Source organism: Janthinobacterium rivuli, from assembly GCF_029690045.1.
In the GTDB taxonomy this organism is placed as follows: domain Bacteria; phylum Pseudomonadota; class Gammaproteobacteria; order Burkholderiales; family Burkholderiaceae_D; genus Janthinobacterium; species Janthinobacterium rivuli.
Window position 1 is genome coordinate 4,793,663 of sequence record NZ_CP121464.1, and the last position, 23,211, is coordinate 4,816,873.

Here is a 23,211-nt window from a genome sequence, read left to right on the forward strand (position 1 = left end):
GCGGCCAGCCACGCCGCACATATTTTCTATATGCAACATGTTATTCGGATAATATCGTCCATGGACACCCCCTACCTCAGGCAACCATCCATCTCAAACCATGACAAAGTTACTGGCAGTGCTATTCATCACCTTGATGCCATTTTCCGCATGCAAAGCGCAAGCGCTTGCCATCGACACGCTGCTGACACCGGACATCGGTGGCATCAAGCAGTTTGTGGAAATCAAAACAGATGACTCAAAAAAACCTGTTCTGCTCTTCTTATCGGGCGGGCCGGGAAGTTCGATGATGAAGAATGCGGATGCCTTTACCGCCATCCTGAAAAACAGATTTACGCTGGTGCAATGGGATCAGCGCGATGCGGGAAAAACCCTGAAACTGAATCCGTCGCCTAGCCAGCCTTCCGTCGCGCAGATGGAACAGGACACCTACCAGGTCATCACGTTTCTGCAAAAAGAGCTCAAGCAGGAAAAAATATACTTGCTGGGCAGTTCCTGGGGCAATGTGCTCGGCTTTCATATCGTCAAACAGCATCCGGAACTGCTGCATGCGTATTTCGCCGTCAATCCCGTCATCAGCCAGCTGGCCAGCGAAAAGGAATTACTGAAAACCTTGAAAGTGCATTTCAAGGACAATGCCGTCGCCAGCCAGGAACTGGGAAGCATCACTTTCCCGTTTACCAGTGACGAAAGCATGTTTTATCTAAGGAAATGGCTTTTTTACAAGGATGGCAAGGAATTTGCGACGAGTGAGGGCTTCAAGACGGGTTTTCTTCAATGGTCGAAAACCTGGTCGCCAGTCTGGAACGAAGTCATGAACATTGATCTGCCCAAGACCTTGCAAAGCGTTGACTGCCCCGTGTATTTCTTCGTCGGCAAGAACGACATCCAGACCTCCACTCGCATCACGCAAGACTATTTTGAGCAGTTGCAGGCGCCAAGGAAGGGGCTGTTTTTATTTGAACAGTCGGGACATCAGATACACCAGGATGAACCGGAAAAATTCCAGCGATCGATCATCGGGACCCTGCCCGCGCCAATCGCGTCGCGCTGAAATGCAAAAAGCCCAACCGGTAAAGGCTGGGCTTTTTGCTACTACATGTTCTGGCTCCCCGACCTGGACTCGAACCAGGGACCTGCGGATTAACAGTCCGTCGCTCTACCAACTGAGCTATCAGGGAAAAGAGGCCGTATTATATAGGCCAAACCTGACGCTGTCCAGATTTCCATAGGGAAAATCTTATCTTGCGGCAAGCTATGCGCCGGCGGCGCAAAAACAAAAAAGGCCACGTTTTTCAACGTGACCTTTCGAATTCTGGCTCCCCGACCTGGACTCGAACCAGGGACCTGCGGATTAACAGTCCGTCGCTCTACCAACTGAGCTATCAGGGAAAAGAGGCAATATTATATGTCGCTTGTTCCATATTTGCAAGACTGATACTGCATCGCCACAAACACGGCCATCGCCGACTTTCTACCGCCATCAGCGCCGCACTTGCATGCAGCGCCGAAGAAGCAAGATATTAAAGTACTTTGGCGATCGCGTCAATGACGATGTCGATATTGCGCGAATTCAATGCTGCCACGCAGATACGGCCCGTGTCGACGGCGTAAATCGATTGCTCGCGCAAGGACGCAACCTGCTCCTTGGTGAGGCCCGAGTACGAGAACATGCCGATTTGCTGGCGCACGAATTCGAAGTCGTGGGCTGGCGCCTTGGCTTTCAGCTTTTCCACGAAGGCATTGCGCATTTCGCGGATGCGCACGCGCATGCCGGCCAGTTCCTCTTCCCACAGCTGGCGCAGTTCCGGCGTGGCCAGGACGGTGGCGACCACCTTGCCGCCGTGGACTGGCGGGTTCGAGTAGTTGGTGCGCACGACGCGCTTCAGCTGCGACAGCAATCGGGCCGCCTCATCGGCGCTCGATGCGACGACGCTCAGGGCGCCCACGCGCTCGCCGTACAGCGAGAACGATTTCGAGAACGAGTTCGACACCAGCAGCGGGCCGCCCGCGTCGGCGAAGCGGCGCACCACGGCGCCGTCTTCGGCGATGCCGTTGGCGAAGCCTTGATACGCCATGTCCAGGAACGGCACCAGGCCGCGCGAAGTGACGACAGCGATGATCTGATCCCATTGGGCCACGCTCAGGTCGGCGCCAGTCGGGTTGTGGCAGCACGCATGCAGCACGACGATGGAGCCGGCCGGCATGGCGTTCAGGCTGGCCAGCATGCCGTCGAAGTTCACGCCATGGGTGGCGGCATCATAGTAGGTGTAGTTATTCACGACGAAACCGGCGTTTTCAAACAGCGCGCGGTGGTTTTCCCAGCTTGGGTCGCTGATGTAGACTTGCGCGCCCGGCGCGAAGCGCTGCAGGAAGTCGGCACCGATCTTCAGTGCTCCCGTGCCGCCGATGGCTTGCACGGTCACGGCGCGGCGCTCTTGAATTACGGCGCTGTCGGCGCCAAATACGAGTTCTTGCACAGCCTTGTCGTAGGCGGCGAGGCCTTCGATCGGCAGATAGGTGCGTGGCGCCGCCTGTTCGATCAGGATGGCTTCCGCCTTGCGTACGCAAGCTAACAGAGGCACTTTACCGTTGTCGTCATAATAGACGCCAACGCCCAGATTGATTTTGGCGGGATTCTGGTCCGCGTTAAATGCTTCGGTGATGCCCAGGATCGGGTCGCGTGGGGCCATCTCGATGGCGCTAAACAGACTGGCAGAAACAGTTGGGTTCGTCATGATAAGATTGGATTCGATTGGAAGCAGGTTCACAGCGGAGTTGTAGACAGCGCCCCAAAATACAACGCCAGGGCCGCCAGCAGAGCACTATTCTAACAAAGGTCTGATTCACATGCCCGAATTATCTACCGCCAGCGAGGCGGAAAGCGCAATTATCTCTTTCCCGGACTCCCCCTTCAAGCTGCACCAGCCCTTCCCTCCGGCCGGCGATCAGCCCACGGCGATCGACCAGTTATCCGAGGGGATCGCCGACGGACTGGCCTTCCAGACCCTGCTGGGCGTGACCGGTTCGGGCAAGACCTACACCATGGCCAACGTCATCGCGCGCATGGGCCGGCCCGCCATCGTCTTCGCGCCGAACAAGACGCTGGCCGCGCAGCTGTACAGCGAGTTCCGCGACTTTTTCCCGCAAAACGCGGTCGAATACTTCGTCAGCTACTACGATTACTACCAGCCCGAAGCCTACGTGCCGCAGCGCGACCTGTTCATCGAAAAGGACTCGTCGATCAACGAGCATATCGAGCAGATGCGCCTGTCGTGCACCAAGTCGCTGATGGAACGGCGCGACGTCATCATCGTCGCCACCGTCTCGGCCATCTACGGTATCGGTAACCCGAACGAATACCACCAGATGATCCTGACGTTGCGCGTAAAAGACAGGGTCGCCCAGCGCGACGTCATCGCGCGCCTGATCCAGATGCAGTACACGCGCAACGAAGTCGATTTCGGCCGCGGCACCTTCCGCGTGCGCGGCGATACCATCGACATCTTCCCCGCCGAGCATGCGGAACTGGCCGTGCGCCTGGAAATGTTCGACGACGAGATCGAATCGATCCAGCTGTTCGACCCGCTGACGGGCAGAGTGCGCCAGAAAATCCCGCGCTTCACCGTGTATCCGGGCTCGCACTATGTGACGCCCCGCTCCACCGTGCTGCGCGCCGTGGAAACCATCAAGGACGAGCTGCGCGAGCGCCTCGAATTCTTCCGCAAGGAGAACAAGCTGATCGAGGAGCAGCGGCTGGAGCAGCGCACGCGCTTCGACCTGGAAATGATGGCCGAAATCGGTTTTACCAAGGGCATCGAGAACTACTCGCGCCATTTGAGCGGCGCGCTGCCGGGCGAACCGCCGCCGACCCTGGTCGATTACCTGCCGCCCGACGCATTGATGTTCCTCGACGAGTCGCACGTGCTGACGGGCCAGCTGAGCGCCATGTACAACGGCGACCGCTCGCGCAAGACGAACCTGGTCGACTATGGTTTCCGCCTGCCGTCGGCGCTCGACAACCGGCCCTTGAAATTCGAGGAATTCGAGCAGAAGATGCGCCAGACCGTGTTCGTCTCGGCCACGCCGGCCGAATACGAAAAGACGCATTCCGACCAGGTGGTCGAACAGGTCGTGCGTCCCACGGGCCTGGTCGACCCGCAGATCATCGTGCGCCCGGCCAGCAGCCAGGTGGACGACCTGATGTCGGAAATCGTCGAGCGCATCAAGAAGGACGAGCGCGTGCTGGTGACGACCTTGACCAAGCGCATGTCCGAGCAATTGACGGAATACCTGGGCGACCATGGCATCAAAGTGCGTTACCTGCACAGCGATATCGAAACGGTGGAGCGCGTGGAAATCCTGCGCGACCTGCGCCTGGGCACCTTCGACGTGCTGGTGGGGATCAACCTGCTGCGCGAGGGCCTGGACTTGCCGGAAGTCTCCCTGGTCGCCATCCTCGACGCGGACAAGGAAGGCTTTTTGCGTTCCGAACGCAGCCTGATCCAGACCATCGGCCGCGCCGCGCGTAACCTGAACGGCACGGCGATTCTGTACGGCGACCGCATCACCGATTCCATGCGCCGCGCCATCGACGAGACGGAACGCCGCCGCAACAAGCAGATTGCCTTCAACACAGCCAATAACATCGTGCCGATCGGCGTGAAAAAATCGATCCGCGAAATGATCGACGGCGTCTACAGCCCGCAGGAAGCGCGCGAAAACCTGCAAGTGGCGCAGGAAGCGGCGAAGTTCGAGTCCATGAGCGAGAAGCAGGTCAGCAAGGAAATCAAGCGCCTGGAAAAACTCATGGTCGACCACGCCAAGAACCTCGAGTTCGAAAAGGCGGCGCAAGTGCGCGACCAGCTGCATATCCTCAAGCAGCAGCTGTTCGGCGCACCGGGTACCGACAATGTGACATCGATACTGGGTAGGTCGGATTAGGCCCTGCGGGCCGTAATCCGACAACATCGTTGGCGCTGGTGGCGTTGTCGGATTACGCGGCCTTGCCGCTAATCCGACCTACTTGAAAAGCCTTGACCGCACGAGCGAGTACAGTTTTGCTGCCCATGGGCTTTGCCCTACTCCGGCAGCGAATAGTCGATGTCGTAGAAATGCTGGCCATCGACGATGCGGATGGCCAGCGTCCCGCTGATGCCCGTCAGCTGCCCCGTGCCGGAATGCGGCACGATGACGATGGACAGCGTCTGCTGGCCGTCGGCCATCGTGCCCGCATGCTGCGCCACGAAGCTGCCTTGCCGGCCCTGCAGCACGCCCGTGATGGCTTCCATGGCGACATAACCGGCCGCGCCTTTGGTATCCGTCACGGCGCTGAGCATCTCCCCTTTGGCCGTGGCGACCAGGTCGCCAGCATATACTTTGTCGAGCAGCACCTTGCCCAGGGTCGTGCGCCCCGAGCGCTGCGGCGCCGCGGCTGGCGTCATGGTGATGCTGAAACTTCCCGTAGCGTGCACTTGCATGCGATGATCTCCCTCTGCAGATGAGGCGGCGCCGGCCGGCGCCACCGATAGACAACATGCGGCCAGCATCAGGCCCGGCAAACTGTATGATTTCATGATTCCCTTTCAATCGATGCGAGAGAGCCATCCTAGTGCCGCGCAGGAGACAAATATTGGATAAAGCCGACAGCACGATGAATCTGCTCGCCACGCGCGGCCAGGCGCCCAAAGGCATCGTCGACCCGCAGGCGGCGGCACGCCGCATACGGCTGGCGACCTATCCGCCGGCTGGCGCGCTGGCGCCGTTCGTCGAGTATTTCTGGGTGGTCGAATGGGACAGGCGGGACTGCGCGCCGCAGACGCAGCGCGTGCTGCCCTACCCGAACGCCCACCTGGTGTTCGACCTTGGGCGCACGGCCATCCATGGCGTCGTGCGCGGCGCCTTCGACCGGCCATTGAGCGGAGCGGGCAAGGTGCTGGGCGTGCGTTTTTCGCCGGGCGGCCTGCGCCCGTTCATCAGCCAGCCCTTGTCGTCATTCACCGATACGACCATCGCCGCCGACGCCCTGCTGGACATGCCGGCCGCGCAAGCCGAGGCGCTGGTGCTGCTGCAAGCCGACGATACGGCGATGGTGGCACAGGCACAGGCGCTGTTGCTGGCAAGGCTGCCGCAGGTCGATGACGCGGCCCTGCTGGCCGCCAGGCTGACGGCCGCCGCGGCGGCCCGCAATGGCCCGGCGAGCGTGGCGCAGCTGTGCGAAAAAATGGGCATCGGCGAACGCCGGCTGCAGCGCCTGTTCGCCAACTATGTGGGCGTGCCGCCGAAGTGGGTGATCCAGCGCTACCGCCTGCAGGAAGCGATCTGGCGCCTGGCGCAGCCCGATGCGCCCGACCTGGCCAGCCTGGCGCAGGAACTGGGCTTTTTTGACCAGGCCCATTTCAGCCGCAGCTTTGCGGAACTGGTGGGCAGCACGCCGCTCGACTATCGCCGCTCGCAGCGAGAGGCAGCCGCCTAACTCTGCGCTTACCCCCGCCGCCCCTGCTTGCCGATGCTCGCGTTCATCATGTCGAACAGGGTGCGCGACGCGGGCGGCATCGCGTGCTGATGCCGGCTGATCAGGCCCAGCGTCCGTTTCACGGCGGGATTGACGAGCGGCACGCCGACCACCGTGCCTTGCCGCTCCGGCAAAATCGACAGCCCCGGCACCGCCGCCACACCCAGGCCCGACTCCACCAGCGCCAATATGCCTGACACGTGGTTGATCTCGCACGAGATCCACGGGTGCTTTTCCACGCCGGCCAGCGCCGCATCGAGCACGCTGCGGTTGCCGCTCGACTTGGCCACCGAGATATAGCGTTCGTCGACGGTGTCTTTCCAGCTCAGCTTCTTGCGCTTGGCCAGCCGGTGATCGTTGCGCATCGCCAGCACGTAGGTCTCGACGTAAATGGGCTGGAAATGGATTTCCGGATTTTCCGCGCCCGTGAAGCTGATGCCGAAATCCGCCTCGCCTGTCAGCACAAGATTGAGCACGTCCTGCGCACTTTCGTCATGCACGCGCACGCGGATTTTTGGAAACTGCGCGCTGAAGCGCTTGAGCACGTCCGGCAGAAAATGCCACACGGCCGATGGCACGCAGGCGAACGTCACCGTCCCGGTGCGGTGCGCGGCCAGGTCGGCGACACCGAGCACGGCATCCTCGAGGCCGTTGAGCGCATCGCGCACGTTCACCAAAAACACCTGCCCCACATTGGTCAGCTGCACGCGCCGGGTGGTGCGTTCGAACAGCTTGACGCCCAGCGCATCTTCGAGTTTTTCAATGCGGCGGCTGAGCGCCGGCTGCGACAGGAACAGGTCGGCCGCGGCCTGGCGAAAGCTGTTGCGCTCGGCCACGGCCACGAAGGCCTGCAAATCATGAAGTTCGTAATTGATGCGCTGCATGCATGAATCCCCGGAAAAATTGCAATTATCAAATTATGCCATTTCAACGATGATGGGGTCTTAATGCTGAGCCTCGCCAAGAAGGCATCACCCCGAGGGAGACACCATGCGACATTGTTCCACGTTCGCGCTATTGTTCGCGGCCAGCGGCACCTGCCTGGGCCAGAGCGGCGCGGTTTTGTATGGCATCGCGGATGCCGGCATCCGTTATGGAAAAGGCTTGACCGCCGCCAACGCACCGACGGCTGGCGGCGCCACGCCCGCCATCAGCAGCGGCATCAACAACACGAGCCGCTGGGGCCTGCGCGGCCAGGAAGACCTCGGCGGCGGCTGGCAGGCGCTGTACCGTCTCGAGGGCGGGCTGAATCTGGACACAGGCAGCGCGGCCAAATCCGACAAGCTGTTCGACCGGCAAGCGTGGGTGGGACTCAAGTCGCCGCTGGGCTCCGTGACCCTGGGGCGCCAGGCAACCTTGCTGGCCGACGCCATCGCGCCGGTGGATCCGCTGGGCATCCGCTATGCCTCATTCAATCCGAACGTCAACATCACAGGATTGAGCAACACGGCTTTTGGCCGGCATGCGTTCGGCCAGCAATACGGCAGCAGCGGCTATGCCGACAACTTCTACCGGCTCGACAACATGGTGAAAACCAGCGCCAGCCTCGGGCCGGTGGTGGCGCGCGCCGCCTATTCCTTCGGCGAGGTGACGGGCGCCACGTCGCCATTGTCGACCTGGGGCGGCGCCCTGACCTACCAGCAGGCGGGGCTGGCCATCTCCGGGGCGCTGATGCGCTTTCGCAATCGCGACAACCGCAGCCTCGACGCCGCCACCGTGGGCGCCGCCTACAAGGTGGACGCCTGGCAGTTCAAGGCCAATCTCGGCGTCAACCGCGCCGACGTGGGCGCCGGCAAGTCCGTGCGGCAGGGTGTGCTGTCCGCCGGCGTGGGGCGGCAATTGGGTCCGGACGTGCTGCTCACGACCGCCTACTACAAGGTGCGGCGCAGCGCCACGGGCCATGTCGACGACGGCTTCCAGCGCGCTTTCGCTTACCTGGAAAAAACGCTTTCGCCGCGCTCCACCCTGTACCTCGAATCGGACTACACCTTGTGGCAGGGCGATGCCGCCGGCGTCACGGAAACGCGCGCCAACGACCGCAAAGGCATGGGCTTGACGCTCGGCCTCATGCACAAATTTTAACGACAGGAGAAACAACCATGCTTCAACAGACCCTCGTGCGGCGCTCCGCCCCCATCCTGGCCGGCTTCATGCTGCTGGCCGCCAGCGCGGCGCATGCCGCCGACATCCGCGTGGTCAGCTCGGGCGGCTTCGCCCAGGCCTACAAAAACCTCGCGCCCGCCTACGAGCGCGCCAGCGGCGACCATCTGCTCTCCGAATGGGGACCATCGATGGGCACCACCAAGAATGCGATCCCGGCGCGCCTGGCGCGCGGCGAGCCGATCGACGTCGTCATCATGGTGGGCGACGCGCTCGACAAGCTGATGCAGGAAGGCCGCCTGGTCCCCGGCAGCAAGGTGGTCCTGGCCAATTCACCGATTGCCTGCGCCGTGCGGCGCGGTGCGGCCAAGCCCGACATCAGCACCACCGAGGGCTTGCGCAGCGCCTTCCTGAAGGCGGACAAGGTGGCCTATTCGGACAGCGCCAGCGGCGTCTACATCGAGACGCAGCTGATGAACAAGCTGCATATTTCGGAGCAGATGCAGGGCAAGGCCGCAAAAATTCCCGCCACCCCCGTCGGCGAAATCATCGCCCATGGCCAGGCTGATTTCGGCTGCCAGCAGCGCAGCGAGCTGCTGCCGGTCGAAGGCATCGACATCGTCGGCCTGCTGCCGCCGGAAGTGCAGAAGATGACGCAGTTTTCGGCGGCACTGGTCCCGGGCGGCAAGGAGCCGGAAGCCGGCCGCGCCCTGCTGCGCTTCCTCGCCGCCCCTGCCAACGCGGGCGCGATCGAAGCGACCGGACTGGAACCGGCAGCGGCGCACTAGGCGACGTCACTCATCTTTCATCAATAGGTAAATCATGGCCATTCCCTCCACCGCCGCCCCCATCGCCAGGGCCGCAACGCCGCGCGCGCAAGTGCGCCCGCCCTCGCGCATCGCCACCGTCATCCGGGTGACGAGCGGGAACTTCATCGAAATGTACGATTTTTTCCTGTTCGGCTTTTACGCCACGTACATTGCCAAGGCCTTTTTCCCCGCCACCAGCGAATACGCGGCCCTGATGATGACGTTCGCCACCTTCGGCGCGGGATTTTTCATGCGTCCGCTGGGCGCCATCATCCTCGGCAGCTACATCGACCGCATCGGCCGCCGCAAGGGCCTGGTGCTGACCCTGGCCATCATGGCTTCCGGCACGGCGCTGATCGCCTTCGTGCCCGGCTATGCCACCATCGGATTGCTGGCGCCGTTCCTCGTGCTGATCGGGCGTTTGCTGCAAGGTTTTTCCGCCGGCGTGGAACTGGGCGGCGTGTCCGTCTACCTGTCCGAAATGGCGACGCCCGGCAACAAGGGATACTACGTCAGCTGGCAGTCGGCCAGCCAGCAGGTGGCCATCATCTTTTCCGCCGCGCTGGGCTACTATCTCAACGAGACCCTGAGCAAGGAATTCATCGCGGACTGGGGCTGGCGCATCCCGTTCTTCATCGGCTGCTCCATCATCCCTGTGGTGTTCTACATCCGCCGTTCGCTGCAGGAGACCGAGGCTTACCTGACGCGCAAGTCGCATCCGACGTTCCGGCAAATGCTGGGGACCATCGCCCTCAACTGGCCGCTGGTGGTCACCGGAACGATGCTGATCGTGCTGACGACGGTCGCCTTCTACCTGATCACCGTCTACACGCCGACCTTCGGCAAAAACGTGCTCAAGCTGAGCACCGAGGAAAGCCTGCTCGTCACCTTGTGCATCGGCCTGTCGAACTTCATCTGGCTGCCCGTCATGGGTGCGCTGTCCGACCGCATCGGGCGCTGGCCCATCATGGCCGTATGCTCGGCACTGACGGTATTGACGGCGTATCCGGCCTTGTCCTGGCTGGTCGCCCATCCCAGCTTCGAACACATGCTGATGGTAGAGCTGTGGCTGTCCTTCCTGTACGGCAGTTACAACGGGGCCACCATCGTCGCGCTGACGGAAATCATCCCGGCCAGCGTCAGGACGACGGGCTTTTCTCTGGCCTACAGCCTGGCCACCGCGCTGTTCGGCGGCATGACGCCGCTCGTGTCAACTTTGCTGATCGAGAGCACCGGCGACAAGGCGGCGCCAGGCTACTGGATGGCCGGCGCCGGCGCCATCAGCCTGCTGGCGACGTGGCTGATCTATCGCGGCATCGTCAGAGAGCGCCATCCGCTCCCGGCATGATGTTACGGCCAGGCGGGCCGGCGCATGTGGAACAGGCTGTCCGGCCCGATCTCGAAATAATCGGCCGGACCGCCGCCGCGCAAGATCGGTGCGGCGGCCGCCGTGTCGTACACGCCATCGGTCAACAGGTGGCGCGCGATGTGCACGCCCACCACTTCCCCCAGCACCAGCCAGCTGCCGACACCGTCGCCATTGACGCCTTGCAGCTCGATGATCTGCGTGCGCCGGCATTCGAACGAGACGGGACTTTCCGCCACGCGCGGCACATTCACGATGCGCGAGACGGCCGGCGTCAGGCCGGCCAGCGCGAATTCATCGACTTCGGGCGGCGCCGGCGCGCAGCTGATATTCATCGCGTCGGCCAGTGGACGGGTGGCCAGGTTCCACACGAATTCGCCCGTCTGTTCGATATTGCGCAAGGTATCCTTGCGGCCGATGCTGGAAAAACCGATCAGCGGCGGATGGTAATTGAAGGCGTTGAAAAAGCTGTACGGCGCCAGATTGAGCACGCCCTCGCTGCTGCGCGAGGCGATCCAGCCGATGGGCCGCGGCCCCACGATGGCGTTGAACGGGTCATGCGGCAGGCCATGGCCCTGTGCAGGTTCATAAAAGTGAATATTGTCGGCCACGCGCGTTCCTGAAATCGAAGTCATGGGCGCCCGGGATGGAACGCCTGGAGCGACAGCTTACTGGAATTATTCCCGACCAGCCACCCTGCCCCATCAAAGCTCAGAGATGTGTTTGACAGCCCATTCATGGGCTTGGACGATGTCGAGATGCAGGCTGGCAAACGACATCTTCAGCAAGCGCTCTGGCAGGGCCCAGTCCCATTTCGCGCGCCGCAAATTATGCTCCTTGTGCAGAAGAAGCTCAACAGCGGGCGGTGCCTCGCTGGCGAAGGCCAGCAAGCACCCAGCCACACGCTGTTCGCTTGCATCGTCAACCTTGACGGCAGGGCCTTGCGCTGTCGCTGCCAATCCCCGCGATTTCAGCACCAAAGCAATCGCCTCATTGGCATGGTCTCCCAGCCACGTAAAAACAAAAACACGGCCGCCGATCATCAACAGCGGCTTACGCGCCAGTCCGCAACGTTGAAACGTTTGACAACCTTCCAGCATGAGCTTTTTCGCCCCCTCATCCATAAAGGATAGCGGCAAGCCTGACTGGTACAGTTCCCGCATGCGTTCTCTGACTTTAGTATGGACATGTCCGCCACTGCCATTGAACAAGGGAGCACGACCTGTATTTGTTTTACCAACAAGAATAGTCTTGCTATCGTCGTCTATATCTTCCACCACCCAGGTCCTGCCCGCAAAAAGTATGTAGTCGCCAACACTGACCGAACTCGATACGGGCAGAGACCCAAGTACCCGGCTTGCATTGACGATACGGAACTCATCCTCCGTGGCGAACGCCGCATAAAAAGTGTAGTGATTTACCAGCCGTTCTCCCTTGGAGCCATGCAATAGCAGGCCGGATGCCTCCTGCTGTAATAGTTCCATTTTCCCCAGGTGACGCAACAACTCGGCAAAATCCTTTTTTTCGGTACTCGCAAAAGGCCCTCTGGCGCAAAGGATATGGTAGGCATCGGCTGCCTGGATGCCACCGTGCTGGGCAATCAGCGACAACAACTGCTGGATCAGTGTCGACAAATGCAAGCCATGTGTTTTTGGCGGCTCGATCCAGCCGTCCAGCATCAAGCTGACCATCGCGCCAAATTCCAGCGTTCCTTCCCTTAATTGGTCCATCAGCTCAGATTCGACATGCAATTCACGTTCGGTAACATAACCGCGCAAGATGGCAGATTCCCCCGCACGCCGCCCGGAACGCCCCATGCGCTGGCGCATGCTGGCCACCGATGGCGGCGAGCCGATCTGCGCCACGCTCTTGACTGCGCCAATGTCAATACCAAGCTCGAGGGTATTGGTGCAGATGGCAGTGGCGCAACCTTCCTTGTTTTTCAAGGCCGCCTCTGTTTCCTCGCGAATTTCACGCGACAGGCTGCCATGGTGTGGCCAGAACTCATTGGGCGCCTTGGCGGCCTCGCATAGCCGGCGCAACGCATATGTGTATTGTTCGACTTTGCCTCGGCTATTCGGAAAGATCAGGTTATTGGATCCTCGCAGCTTTGCAAACAGGTCTTGTACGATCGACAGCTCGGAGGCGGACTCGCCATCCGGATCTTCGTCCGGTGGCGTCCCCATGTCGAGATAACCCTTGATACGTATGTTTAACGCGCCACGGTCGGCTTTTGATTCGATGATATCGACCGCTACGCCAGCATGCGGGCGCAAAAATTCTGCTCCCAGCGGCAGTTCGCCCAGCGTGGCCGACAAACCTATGCGCGGCACCGTACGTCCGGCAGCCTGCTCGATGCGCAGCATCAGCGACTGCAGTTGCTTGCCTCGTTCCGTACCGATAAAGGCATGCAGTTCATCGACCACGATGTAGCGCAGACGCGCAACGATGCGCGGCATCTGGAAACCGCGATTGCACAGCATGGCCTCCAGCGACTCTGGCGTGATCAGCACCACTCCAGACGGCTGTTTGAAAAACCGCGTCTTGGACGAAGATGAAATATCGCCGTGCCATGGCCAGACGGGGATTTCCAGCGTCTCGCACAAGCGTTCCAGCCTGCCGAACTGATCGTTGATCAAGGCCTTGAGCGGGCTGATATACAGGCACAATCCATGCTCTTCGCCAGCCTTCAGCATATTGCTCAGCACGGGGAAAAAAGCCGCTTCAGTCTTGCCTGCAGCAGTGGCGGCAGCAATGATGACATCGCTTCCACCACCGCTGATCGCAGCGATCGAACGCTCTTGTACATCGCGCAACTCGCTCCAGTTCTCCGCCCAGATCCAGCGCTGGATGCGCTCATCGAGCAGGGAGAACGACGACGAAAATGGGGCAGTCATGTGCGTCAGAGCTTGAACGACGCGAACTCGTCGTCGGCTTCGACCTCGCTATCAGACACCCCGGCCATATCAGGCATGACTTCAATGGCACCTAACAATTGCCGCCATGAAGCACCAGGATTTTGCTCCAGCACCGCCAGCAAATTGACAAAGGCTGTGATGGTCGTGCGCGGCGTACGAAAGTAACTGTCGCCGAGGCGCCGCGCGCAATGTTCCATGAAAGCCGGTAACGCTTCATCGGGCAGCAGATATTTCTCAGCGATGCCATGTGCGTGCACATGACGCAGCTTGTCCAGCAGCACATAAAAGTCTTCGGGGCGCAAGCTCGCCAACCTCAGCACGGGGCCGCTGTAATCGACCAGACCGGCTACGGCAAAGGTATTTTCCGCCAGCCGGCTTTGCAGGGCAGGATAGCTGAACAGGCCGCGCCGCGTATCGAGAAGAAATTCCGGCGTACCGCCCAAAATGAATCCAAGTCCTACCGCCGTACCTTGCAAGGTGTCGTTCAGGATACGCAGTATCTGCTCATAGTTGGCGTTGCGCGCCGGCGTATTGGCCAGCTTGTACAAATTGACCAGTTCATCAAGACAGACGACAAAGCCGGCGTAACCAGCCAGTCGCACGAAGCGGGCGAACAGCTTCAACTGATCGTAAAAAGAGGCATCGTCCACAATGGAACGCACGCCCAATGCCTGGCGCGCTTCAGTCTTGGTATTGAATTCACCGCGCAGCCAGCGGATCGCATCGGATTTCAATACCTCGTCACCTGCCTCGAACCCACGACAGTATGCCGCGATCACATCAGCAAAATCAAAACCGTTGACCATCTCCGTCAAATGTTCAAGCTTTTGCCGTATTACTTCCTCAGTACTGGCACCTTGCGCCAGCGCCTCGGTTTTGGCGTTGGCAATAAACCGTTCCACGATACCTGCCATAGCGCCACCATCAGGCTTGGTGCGGGTCGACAGATTGCGCATCAATTCCGCGTACAACGAGCGTGCCTGGCCGCCGGTCGCATGCAGGCGCCGGTCGGGATTCAGGTCGGCGTTGGCGGTCACCAGTTTTTTCTCCATCACCACAGAACGTATCAAGTTGAGAAAAAAAGTCTTGCCAGCGCCATATTCACCGATAACGAAACGTATCGTCGAACCACCGTCAGCGATACGATCAAGATCTGCCACCAGCGTCTCGATCTCTGGTTTGCGACCAACCTGGATCAGGTGTTGGCCAGCACGTGGCACCACGCCCGCACGCAAGGACTGGATCACCGCGTCGCGGTCTTTGGAACGAATGGCTGGAGCGTTCATTGTGCAAGTCTTTCAAGAATGTCGGGGTTAATATCGATCGGGTCATCGCCTTCGGTGCAGGGCATATCGAACGCGTCGAAGCAGGCCTCGTTGAGCCGCTCCAGGGCGCCATCGAGCATGACGCCTGCATCGTGGGCAACGGGTTCCAGTTTAGAGCGCCGCCACGAAGCGCGCGACAGCAGGTGGCGGGAAAACGCGGCGTGCATGGCATCAAGACCAAGTAATCCGTCTTGACTGTCGAGTGGCGGCAGCGTGACTTCAGAAGTCGCTTCGTCCTGGAAGATATCGCCCAATAGCGTTGCCACCTGTTGACTGTCTTTTTGTAATGCCGCAATGCGTGCGAGATCCAGAACAAAGCCGCCTGACGACACACTTGAACCGTTTGCTGGCGGATGTGCTGTCGCGGCAGCATGTACTTGACTGTACATTTTTTCATGCTCAACGCCCAACAGTGTGCAGACCTTTTCCAGCACCGCGATTTCCTGGCGTGTCGCAGGTGCTCCTACCATCGTGATGATGCAGTCGGCACAAGCATCCCGTGCGGTCAGTGGGAGCGCCGCAATACGACGTTTGAAGGAACTCAGCGAGACTGGTTGCAGCAGAATAAGGCGCGCCATCAGGCGCTGCTGCTGGTGGGGCGTCAACTGGCGCCAAGTGGTGATCTGCGCCTGGCAAATTGGCCATTTATGGTCAGAATACACACCTTCCGACTGCGCCATGGCAATCAGCAACTCCAGGCTCAGCAAGGCAGTATCGTAAAACGGTGCACCATCGCCTGCTTCGTCCGACGCCACCACGCGGTACAGCGCCACCCGTTCGGTCAAAGCTGCGTTGCCGGCCATGGACAAGATGTCCGGCTCCATGGCAATCTGCTGCGCCAGCAATGCCGCCGCCAAAGCACGCAAACTGTCTTTGCCGATCCCGTCCGATGCACCAAAATGCCGTGCCAGTTCATTGACAGACATCACCAACACCGCCTCGCCCAGGCTCGCATTCACGTAACACAGAGCTTGCTTCGCCGCCTCCGGCCATAGCGAATATGGCAATAGTACCCAGGCATCCAAGGTTGTTCGTCTATCAGGACGATGTTCGATGAAACGACTATAAGCGTCCAATTCAGCCGAGCAGGTATCGATCAACTTTTGCAGCATTTGCTGCGGAGCGCTGGCCACGGTGAGATCGGGAATATCGCCTAGCACCACACTCCTTCCAGCGCCGTCTTTCAATCCGGGTGATGCGGGCGAATACGGCAGGCACAGCTTGTGCGACGTCGAAACAAGCGCGATACCATCGCCATGCAGCCGCCTATAAGTGAGGCGAAACAAGCTTTCAAATTCTTCAGGACAGCGGCTTGCCGCAGTGCGCAATATCAGCGCCGGATCGTAACGGACCCACGCCCAAGCCATATCTACGGTCAGTAGCGTCTTGTCGCGACATGCTTGCCCAAGCGCCACCCGCAAATGCAGGGGCATGCCATCTTCAGGACTCAGATCTGGTATCGGCTGCAGATATAAGCGCTCTGGATTGCTTGCCAATTGCAGAACTTCTAAAAGAGACATGCAGTGACGCGAAAACAATCCAGACTTGCCGCCATAATGTTTATGCAGCCGTGTGAGCTCCTTGATAATCTGCGGTATTTCCACATCAATGGCACGGTGATTTTCCGCATCGATCAATACTCGCCGTTCGAGTCCATAAAAGAAGGCGAATACATAAGCGATATCTGCATCTGGACTACTACGCCCATCGGCAAGCCAACGCAAGTAAGCGCCGCGCTGCTGAGGCAAGGCATCCGAATAACTCGACCAGTAGAAATTCACGGGAGTCGCATAGTCGCTTCCAAAATCGACACTCTTGCCAGGATCGATCAGGGCGGGATCAACCTTACCATTATTTCCTGGCAAGCTTTGCCCAACATAAATCATCCCGCCAGAAATCAACAGACCGCCAATCTCCACACTTTCATGACGCCCTATCCATTGAGCGACAGGGGTATGCAAGGGCGGCGGCGGGGGAATGCGGTAGCCAGATGGATCAGCCAATAGAACCTCGCTTGTTTTGTCCTGATATGTTGATGCTGGCGGCACAAAATCACTTACGATGCTTGCCACGGGCAAAGATGCGGTCGATGAAACTGCCGCCTTTGCCGGGGGCGGCACGAAACAGGATAGCAATTCAGGCGGCGGAGAGCGCCGCAATTTCAAAGTGCGCGCGCGATAGCGGCATCCTACATACAGTGCACCGGCAATCAACGACAGCAGCAAAGCTGGGCTCATCAAATGGTAAGCGGCAAATGCTAGCAATACATTGAAAAACATCCAGTGCCATGATGAGACACGCTCTAACAAAAACCGGAGTCTTTTCTTCCACCTCACATGCTTCTTTCGGCAATGAATACAGGTAAGTTAAAGGTAATGCAATGAAAATAGGATGCTTTATTGTATAGAAATGTTTGCATTAGCGAATGCTTATCTTGCCTTGCGGATTTTTTTGCAACGTCACATCAACTGCCCGCTGGTTATACAAGCACCAGTGCGACTTTTGCCTACCGCCTCGCGCACGGACTACCAAGGCGACAATTGTATGGCGCGCAGCACCACGCCTCGCTTATGATGGGACAACTCAACCCTTATCATTCCGCTACCGCCCATGCCTACCCTCACGCTGCATCAGAAAGTGTTCCTGCTCCTCCTGAGCATCGTCACCATCGGCTTCGGCTGGATACTGGCGCCGTATGCGGGCGCCATCTTCTGGGGCGTCATCCTGGCGATCCTGTTCGCGCCCGTGTACCGCTGGCTGCTGCGGAAAACCAAGGGCCGCGCCGGCCTGGCGTCGCTGCTGACCTTGCTGCTGATCATCGTCATCGTGATCCTGCCGCTGTCGCTCATTTCCGTGTCGCTCGTGAACCAGGCGGCCAGCGTCGTGGAAATGGTGCGTTCGGGCGAGATCACGGTCGCCATGTTCTTCAATAAAATCATGGCCGTGCTGCCGCAATGGCTGATCAATTTGCTCGACCGCTTCAACCTGACCAGCCTGGCCAGCCTGCAGGACAAGCTGGCCGAGGGCGCCACGCAGGTGAGCCAGGTGGTGGCGGTGAAAGCCATCAACGTGGGCCTGTACACCTTCGAATTTCTCACCAGCCTGTGCATCATGCTGTACCTGCTGTTTTTCCTCATGCGCGATGGCTCGACCCTGTCGGCCCGCATCAAGGGCGCCGTGCCATTGAGCCGCAAGTACAAGCAGCGCCTGTTCACCAATTTCACCACCGTGATCCGCGCCACCGTGAAAGGCAACATCCTCGTGGCGATCGCCCAGGGCGCCCTCGGCGGGCTGGCGTTCTGGTTCCTCGACGTGCCGGCGCCCCTGCTGTGGGCCGTGCTGATGGCCTTCCTGTCGCTGCTGCCGGCCGTCGGCGCCGCCCTCGTCTGGGCGCCCGTGGCCGCCTATTTCCTGGCCACCGGCGCCATCTGGCAAGGCGCGGGCCTGGCCGCCTTCGGCGTCTTCGTCATCGGCCTGGTCGACAACGTGCTGCGCCCCATTTTGGTCGGCAAGGATACCAAGATGCCCGACTACGTGGTGCTGCTGTCGACCGTGGGCGGCATGGCCCTGTTTGGCCTGAACGGCTTCGTCATCGGCCCCGTGGTGGCAGCGCTGTTCATCGCCTCGTGGGATCTGTTCGTCTCGGCCAGCGAATTCCAGGCCGAGGATTGAGGCGTGGCGGTCTGGGCAGGCGGGAAACAGATGCGCATCGACCTTGCAGGACAAGCGCATGATTTTTCTCTCGGCCAGCGTTCCCATGGCCGCTACATCGCCGCGATTATCGTGCTGCACCTGGCGCTGTTCTGGGTAGCCACGCGGCCCGCACACATGAGAATCGAGCACGATGAGCGGATCTGGCTGCAGCTGATGCCGCCACAACGCCCAATGCAACGCTTCATTCCCCCCGCCAAGCCCGATCCGGCGCCGGCAGGCGCGCCAGCCCTTCCATCGAGCGCGGCAAGCGTGTCGCCGCCAAAGAAGGCGACGGCATCGGTGCAGGACCAGCCGCAAGACGATGCCCTGCCGGCAGAACCGGCGCCTGCCGCACCCAAGACCGGCGCCCTCCCCCTGGCGCAACGGGCGCTGCAGGCAGCCGGCGCCATCGACCGCCAGCTGCGCGCCGAGCATCCGCAGGAGTTCGTGGCGCCGCCCGATACGCCACAGACGCGCCTGGCAAAGGGATTTGCGGAAGCGCATGCGGCGGTCAAGCCGAAGTGGTTCGAAGCGGCCCGCATCGAGCTGTTCAGCGCGCCAAACGACCCGAAACGCATCTACCGCGTCATCACGGCGACCGGTGAATACTGCATCTATTTACCGGACAAAGGCAGCATGTCGCTGAACCTCAGCGCGCGGTCCGGCTACGCCGGTTTCGGCGAAGGGACGGCGGCGCCTTGTCCCATCCGGTTTTAATAGCGGTCGATAGCGGTCGATAGCGGGAAAGCGCGCCGTTTCAGGCAAACACGGGCCGGAAAAAACTGCGCTCATAACTGATGATGCAGCGCGTCTCTTCGGCATAGCGGAAGGCGGCCTGGCATTCGGCGTCCTGCATCGAGTCGCTGCGGTACTGCTCGTACAAGGCCAGGCTGGGGAACGAGAACATGGCCAGCGCCACATTGCTGGCGCCCTCGGATGGCAAAAAATAGCCGTGGTGCTGGCCGCCGAAGCGTTCGACCAGCGGTATCCACAGCTTGCCGTAGGCTTCGAATTCCCGCAATTTATACGGGTCGATGATGTAACGCAGGTAACAGGTGATCATGCGGTTTCCTTGTAAACGTTCAGATCCATCAGCATGCCGGACTCCCAGGAGCCGATGGCGGTCAATGGCGAGCCAGGCACAAAATCCAGCGCGCAGGGATAGGTAACATCTTCCTGCGCCAGGACGGCAAGCCCGGGCCAGGCGTAGAACAGCAGCTTGCCCTTGCCGATGCGTCCCAGCGCGCTGCCGTCGGGCAGCCAGCGCAAGGCGTCGCCCGTGCCGGCGCCCGCCTCCACGCGCGTCGTGGCCAGCACGCGGCCATCGTCCATCGCATGCACGGATAAGAATTCCTCGCCGCCGGTGTCATGCAGCACGGCCAGGCGCTCGCCGTCGGGCGATGGCGCGCACGACGCCAGGCTGGGCAGCGACAGCACCTTGCGCCCGCCTCCCGCCTGCAAGGGCCAGTCCCATACGCTGCAGTAGTCTGGCGGCTGCGCCTGCCCTTCCTCCACCGATTTGACGCCATGCAGGACCAGCAAACGCCGCCCGCCATCGATGGCGTAGGTTGCGCGCAGCATTTCGCCCGGGTGCTCGTGCTTGAACAGTACTTCGCCCGTCTGCGCATCGCGCACCCGCAAGCAGCCATCCCAGCCACCGTCGGCCAGATACCGGCCGCACGGCGACCACGCGGGGCCGCTGCCTTCGCCATCCTTTTTATTCTGGAAGCTCACCAGCACTTGCCCCGCTACGGCATCGAGCACGGCCAGCTGGCCCGTCGTGCTCTTGATGGCCAGCCGGCGGCCGTCGGGCGAGAATGCCATACTGGAGCAATGCGCGATGAATTTGCCGCGCCACAGTTTCTGGCGCACCGCCACGTCCCACAGCACCAGGTCGCGCCCCAGCACGGCCAGGCGCGTGCCATCGGGCGAAAAGCGCACGCCGTAGCTGCAGCCCAGCTTCAAGGGCTTGCGCGTAACCGTCATGGGCGCGGCAGCCGGTAGACGACGCTATCGAGGTCGTAATGGCGCTCCATGCCCGCGTACTGCATGCCCAGGCGCGTCATGACCTTGATCGATGCCGCATTGTCGGGATGGGCGACGGCCACCACTTCGGGCGCGCCGACGACGTCGAACGCATGCGCGACGATGGCGGCCGCCGCTTCGCTGGCATAGCCCTGCCCCCAGCTGGTGCGCGCCAGGCGCCAGCCGATTTCCAGGGGATTGGCCTTGACGCCGGAGAGGTGCTGCAGGCAGGCCATGCCCACCAGTTCACCATCGTCGAGGCGTATCATCGCCCACCACGAATAGCCCCACTCGGCCCAGCGGCCCATGGTGCGCGTGATGGCCGCGCGCGTGTCCTCTTCCGTCTCGGGCTGGCCCGCGTTCAGATACGTCATCACCTCGGGATCGGTGTTGAGCGTGCGCATGCGCTCGTAATGGCTCTCATTGATCGGTTCCAGGCGCAGGCGCGCCGTCGTCAGTATGGTCATCGCATTTCCTTGGACGAAAAAAAAGACGATACACGATCGTCTTTTTTTTGCAAGCGCGCACGCAATTACTTGCCTGCTTCGCCCTTCTTGATCCACGCCGCCAGCTGGTGCGGACGCAGGCCGTCGTAGTCTTCGAACGGCTGGTGGATCCACGGGTTGTGCGGCAGTTCGTCGAGGAAGTAGTCGGGACGCACGACGGAGCAGCCTTTCAGCCAGATCACGGCCGATTTGACTTCGGTCACGTCAGGGAAGTTTTCCTTCAGGTGACGCGTGACCTTGTCCAGGGTGACGCCCGAATCGGCCAGGTCGTCGACCAGCAGAATGCGGCCGGCCAGCGGGCCCTTGGTCATGGTCATGTACTTGGCGATATCGAGGTCGCCGCGCACCGTGCCCGCGTCTTCGCGGTAGGAGCTGGTCGACAGGATAGCCAGTGGCAAATCAAAAATGCGCGAGAAGACGTCGCCGGGACGCACGCCGCCGCGCGCCAGGCACAATACCTGGTCGAATTTCCAGCCCGATTCGTAGACCTTGAGCGCCAGGCGCTCGATCAGGCGGTGGTATTCTTCCCAGTTGACCCAGAGGTGTTGATCGTTCGATTGTGGGGTAGTCATGATAGTGGAATCTTATTATTAGCGTGATTAAAAAAATCCGCCTTGCGGCGGATTGTGTCCAGCAGCTTACTCGAATGGGTGACGCAGCACGATCGTTTCTTCACGATCCGGACCGGTCGAAACCATGTCCACCGGTACGCCGACCAGTTCTTCGATGCGCTTGATGTAAGCGCGCGCCGTTGCTGGCAGGGCTGCCAGCGATTTCGCGCCGACCGTGCTTTCCGTCCAGCCTGGCATCTCTTCGTACACCGGCACGCAACGGGCGGCTTCTTCAGCGCCCGATGGGAAGATGTCCGTGGCGACGCCGTCGATGGTGTAGCCGGTGCACAGTTTCAGCGTTTCGATACCGTCCAGCACGTCCAGCTTGGTCAGGCACATGCCCGTCACGCCGTTGATCTGCACGGAGCGGCGCAGCAAGGCGGCGTCGAACCAGCCGCAGCGGCGGGCACGGCCCGTCACGGTGCCGAATTCATGGCCGACTTGCGCCAGGTGGTGGCCGACGCCCGCATCCGTTGGCAGTTCCGAAGGGAACGGGCCGGAACCGACGCGCGTCGTGTAGGCCTTGGTGATGCCCATGATGTAGTGCAGCATGCCAGGACCCACGCCCGAACCGGCGGCGGCATTGCCGGCCACGCAGTTCGACGAGGTGACGAACGGATACGTACCGTGGTCGACGTCGAGCAGGGAACCCTGCGCGCCTTCGAACAGCAGATTCGCGCCGGCCTTGTGCGCCTTGTACAGCGCGCTCGACACGTCGGTGACCATCGGACGCAGACGCGGCACATAGGCCAGCGCGTCGTCGAGGGTCTTCTGATAGTCGACTTTCGGCGCCTTCAGGTAGTTTTCCAGCACGAAGTTGTGGTAATCGAGGTTTTCGGCCAGCTTTTCGGCAAAGCGCTTCTCGTTCAGCAGGTCGGCGATACGGATCGCGCGGCGCGCCACTTTGTCTTCGTAGGCCGGGCCGATGCCCTTGCCGGTGGTGCCGATCTTCGCATCGCCACGCTTGGCTTCACGCGCCAGGTCGATCGCGGTGTGGTAAGGCAGGATCACGGGTGCCGCGTCCGACACTTTCAGGCGCGAGGCGACTTCAACGCCGACCGCTTCGAGCTTGTCGATTTCACGCAGCACGTCCGGCACGGAAACGACCACGCCGTTGCCGATGTAGCAGGCGACGCCTGGACGCATGATGCCCGACGGGATCAGCTGCAGCGCGGTTTTGACGCCGCCGATGACCAGCGTGTGGCCTGCATTGTGGCCGCCCTGGAAGCGCACCACACCCTGGGCGTGATCAGTCAACCAGTCGACGATCTTGCCTTTACCTTCATCGCCCCATTGGGTGCCGATGACAACGACGTTCTTTGCCATAATTTTCTTTGACATCAC

Annotated in this window: 20 protein-coding genes and 2 tRNA genes; 8 read left to right on the forward strand and 14 right to left on the reverse strand. The window is 60.7% G+C overall.

Features of this window, described 5'->3' with window-relative positions; translation table 11 throughout:
• Positions 1-286 precede the first annotated feature (286 nt).
• Positions 287-1,054, forward strand: coding sequence for an alpha/beta fold hydrolase (locus tag P9875_RS21820; protein ID WP_423221795.1), 768 nt, complete (start codon positions 287-289; stop codon positions 1,052-1,054).
• A gap of 51 nt (positions 1,055-1,105) precedes the next feature.
• Here P9875_RS21820 and P9875_RS21825 read toward each other — a convergent pair.
• The 3 genes from P9875_RS21825 to P9875_RS21835 form a co-directional block, all read right to left on the reverse strand.
• Positions 1,106-1,181, reverse strand: a tRNA-Asn gene (locus tag P9875_RS21825).
• Between the two features lie 135 nt (positions 1,182-1,316).
• Positions 1,317-1,392, reverse strand: a tRNA-Asn gene (locus tag P9875_RS21830).
• A gap of 131 nt (positions 1,393-1,523) precedes the next feature.
• Positions 1,524-2,738, reverse strand: coding sequence for an aromatic amino acid transaminase (locus P9875_RS21835; RefSeq protein ID WP_278316579.1), 1,215 nt, complete (start codon positions 2,736-2,738; stop codon positions 1,524-1,526).
• 112 nt (positions 2,739-2,850) lie between these two features.
• On the opposite strand from P9875_RS21835, the gene uvrB reads away from it, so the two are divergent.
• A complete protein-coding gene (gene uvrB, locus P9875_RS21840) occupies positions 2,851-4,944 on the forward strand; it encodes an excinuclease ABC subunit UvrB (protein WP_278316580.1) in 2,094 nt (697 codons plus the stop codon).
• Between the two features lie 137 nt (positions 4,945-5,081).
• Here uvrB and P9875_RS21845 read toward each other — a convergent pair whose 3' ends face one another.
• Positions 5,082-5,576 (reverse strand): DUF3224 domain-containing protein, encoded by a 495-nt coding sequence (locus P9875_RS21845; RefSeq protein WP_257626084.1) that lies wholly within the window; start codon positions 5,574-5,576, stop codon positions 5,082-5,084.
• A 56-nt stretch (positions 5,577-5,632) separates the two neighbouring features.
• Here P9875_RS21845 and P9875_RS21850 point away from each other — a divergent pair, with 56 nt between their 5' ends.
• Positions 5,633-6,475 (forward strand): helix-turn-helix domain-containing protein, encoded by an 843-nt coding sequence (locus P9875_RS21850; RefSeq protein ID WP_278316581.1) that lies wholly within the window; start codon positions 5,633-5,635, stop codon positions 6,473-6,475.
• An 8-nt stretch (positions 6,476-6,483) separates the two neighbouring features.
• Here P9875_RS21850 and P9875_RS21855 read toward each other — a convergent pair whose 3' ends face one another.
• Positions 6,484-7,398 carry a LysR family transcriptional regulator gene (locus P9875_RS21855; protein ID WP_176390298.1) on the reverse strand — a complete coding sequence of 305 codons (915 nt, stop codon included), beginning with the start codon at positions 7,396-7,398 and terminating at the stop codon, positions 6,484-6,486.
• A gap of 106 nt (positions 7,399-7,504) precedes the next feature.
• Between P9875_RS21855 and P9875_RS21860 the strand changes: the two genes are divergently transcribed.
• The 3 genes from P9875_RS21860 to P9875_RS21870 are packed head-to-tail and all read left to right on the forward strand — an operon-like array spanning position 7,505 to position 10,771.
• Positions 7,505-8,596, forward strand: a complete 1,092-nt coding sequence (locus P9875_RS21860) for a porin (protein ID WP_278316582.1) — start codon at positions 7,505-7,507, stop codon at positions 8,594-8,596.
• Positions 8,597-8,613: 17 nt separating this feature from the next.
• Positions 8,614-9,402 (forward strand): substrate-binding domain-containing protein, encoded by a 789-nt coding sequence (locus P9875_RS21865; protein WP_278316583.1) that lies wholly within the window; start codon positions 8,614-8,616, stop codon positions 9,400-9,402.
• Between the two features lie 34 nt (positions 9,403-9,436).
• Positions 9,437-10,771, forward strand: a complete 1,335-nt coding sequence (locus P9875_RS21870; RefSeq protein WP_278316584.1) for an MFS transporter — start codon at positions 9,437-9,439, stop codon at positions 10,769-10,771.
• Positions 10,772-10,773: 2 nt separating this feature from the next.
• Here P9875_RS21870 and P9875_RS21875 read toward each other — a convergent pair whose 3' ends face one another.
• The 4 genes from P9875_RS21875 to P9875_RS21890 all read right to left on the reverse strand — a co-directional run bounded on the left by P9875_RS21875 (position 10,774) and on the right by P9875_RS21890 (position 17,311).
• Entirely contained in the window at positions 10,774-11,424 is a 651-nt protein-coding gene (locus tag P9875_RS21875; protein ID WP_278316585.1) for a flavin reductase family protein, read from the reverse strand.
• 69 nt (positions 11,425-11,493) lie between these two features.
• A complete protein-coding gene (locus tag P9875_RS21880) occupies positions 11,494-13,686 on the reverse strand; it encodes a DEAD/DEAH box helicase (protein ID WP_278316586.1) in 2,193 nt (730 codons plus the stop codon).
• 5 nt (positions 13,687-13,691) lie between these two features.
• On the reverse strand, positions 13,692-14,993 hold the full coding sequence (locus tag P9875_RS21885) for an ATP-binding protein (protein WP_278316587.1): 1,302 nt from the start codon (positions 14,991-14,993) through the stop codon (positions 13,692-13,694).
• Positions 14,990-17,311, reverse strand: a complete 2,322-nt coding sequence (locus tag P9875_RS21890) for a TerB N-terminal domain-containing protein (protein WP_278316588.1) — start codon at positions 17,309-17,311, stop codon at positions 14,990-14,992. Before P9875_RS21890 ends, P9875_RS21885 begins: the two co-directional genes overlap by 4 nt.
• A 331-nt stretch (positions 17,312-17,642) precedes the next feature.
• Between P9875_RS21890 and P9875_RS21895 the strand changes: the two genes are divergently transcribed.
• Both P9875_RS21895 and P9875_RS21900 read left to right on the forward strand, forming a co-directional pair.
• Positions 17,643-18,704: an AI-2E family transporter gene (locus P9875_RS21895; protein ID WP_099400319.1), complete on the forward strand. Its 1,062-nt coding sequence runs from the start codon at positions 17,643-17,645 to the stop codon at positions 18,702-18,704.
• Between the two features lie 30 nt (positions 18,705-18,734).
• Positions 18,735-19,442, forward strand: coding sequence for a hypothetical protein (locus P9875_RS21900; protein WP_099400318.1), 708 nt, complete (start codon positions 18,735-18,737; stop codon positions 19,440-19,442).
• Positions 19,443-19,482: 40 nt separating this feature from the next.
• Here P9875_RS21900 and P9875_RS21905 read toward each other — a convergent pair whose 3' ends face one another.
• From P9875_RS21905 to P9875_RS21925, 5 genes are all read right to left on the reverse strand, one after another.
• Positions 19,483-19,788, reverse strand: a complete 306-nt coding sequence (locus P9875_RS21905; RefSeq protein ID WP_176390301.1) for an NIPSNAP family protein — start codon at positions 19,786-19,788, stop codon at positions 19,483-19,485.
• On the reverse strand, positions 19,785-20,711 hold the full coding sequence (locus tag P9875_RS21910; RefSeq protein ID WP_278316589.1) for a WD40 repeat domain-containing protein: 927 nt from the start codon (positions 20,709-20,711) through the stop codon (positions 19,785-19,787). Before P9875_RS21910 ends, P9875_RS21905 begins: the two co-directional genes overlap by 4 nt.
• Positions 20,708-21,217, reverse strand: coding sequence for a GNAT family N-acetyltransferase (locus tag P9875_RS21915; protein ID WP_278316590.1), 510 nt, complete (start codon positions 21,215-21,217; stop codon positions 20,708-20,710). Before P9875_RS21915 ends, P9875_RS21910 begins: the two co-directional genes overlap by 4 nt.
• A gap of 65 nt (positions 21,218-21,282) precedes the next feature.
• Positions 21,283-21,828: a phosphoribosyltransferase gene (locus P9875_RS21920; RefSeq protein ID WP_034752020.1), complete on the reverse strand. Its 546-nt coding sequence runs from the start codon at positions 21,826-21,828 to the stop codon at positions 21,283-21,285.
• A gap of 66 nt (positions 21,829-21,894) precedes the next feature.
• Positions 21,895-23,208: an adenylosuccinate synthase gene (locus P9875_RS21925; protein ID WP_034752021.1), complete on the reverse strand. Its 1,314-nt coding sequence runs from the start codon at positions 23,206-23,208 to the stop codon at positions 21,895-21,897.
• Between the last annotated feature and the right edge of the window lie 3 nt (positions 23,209-23,211).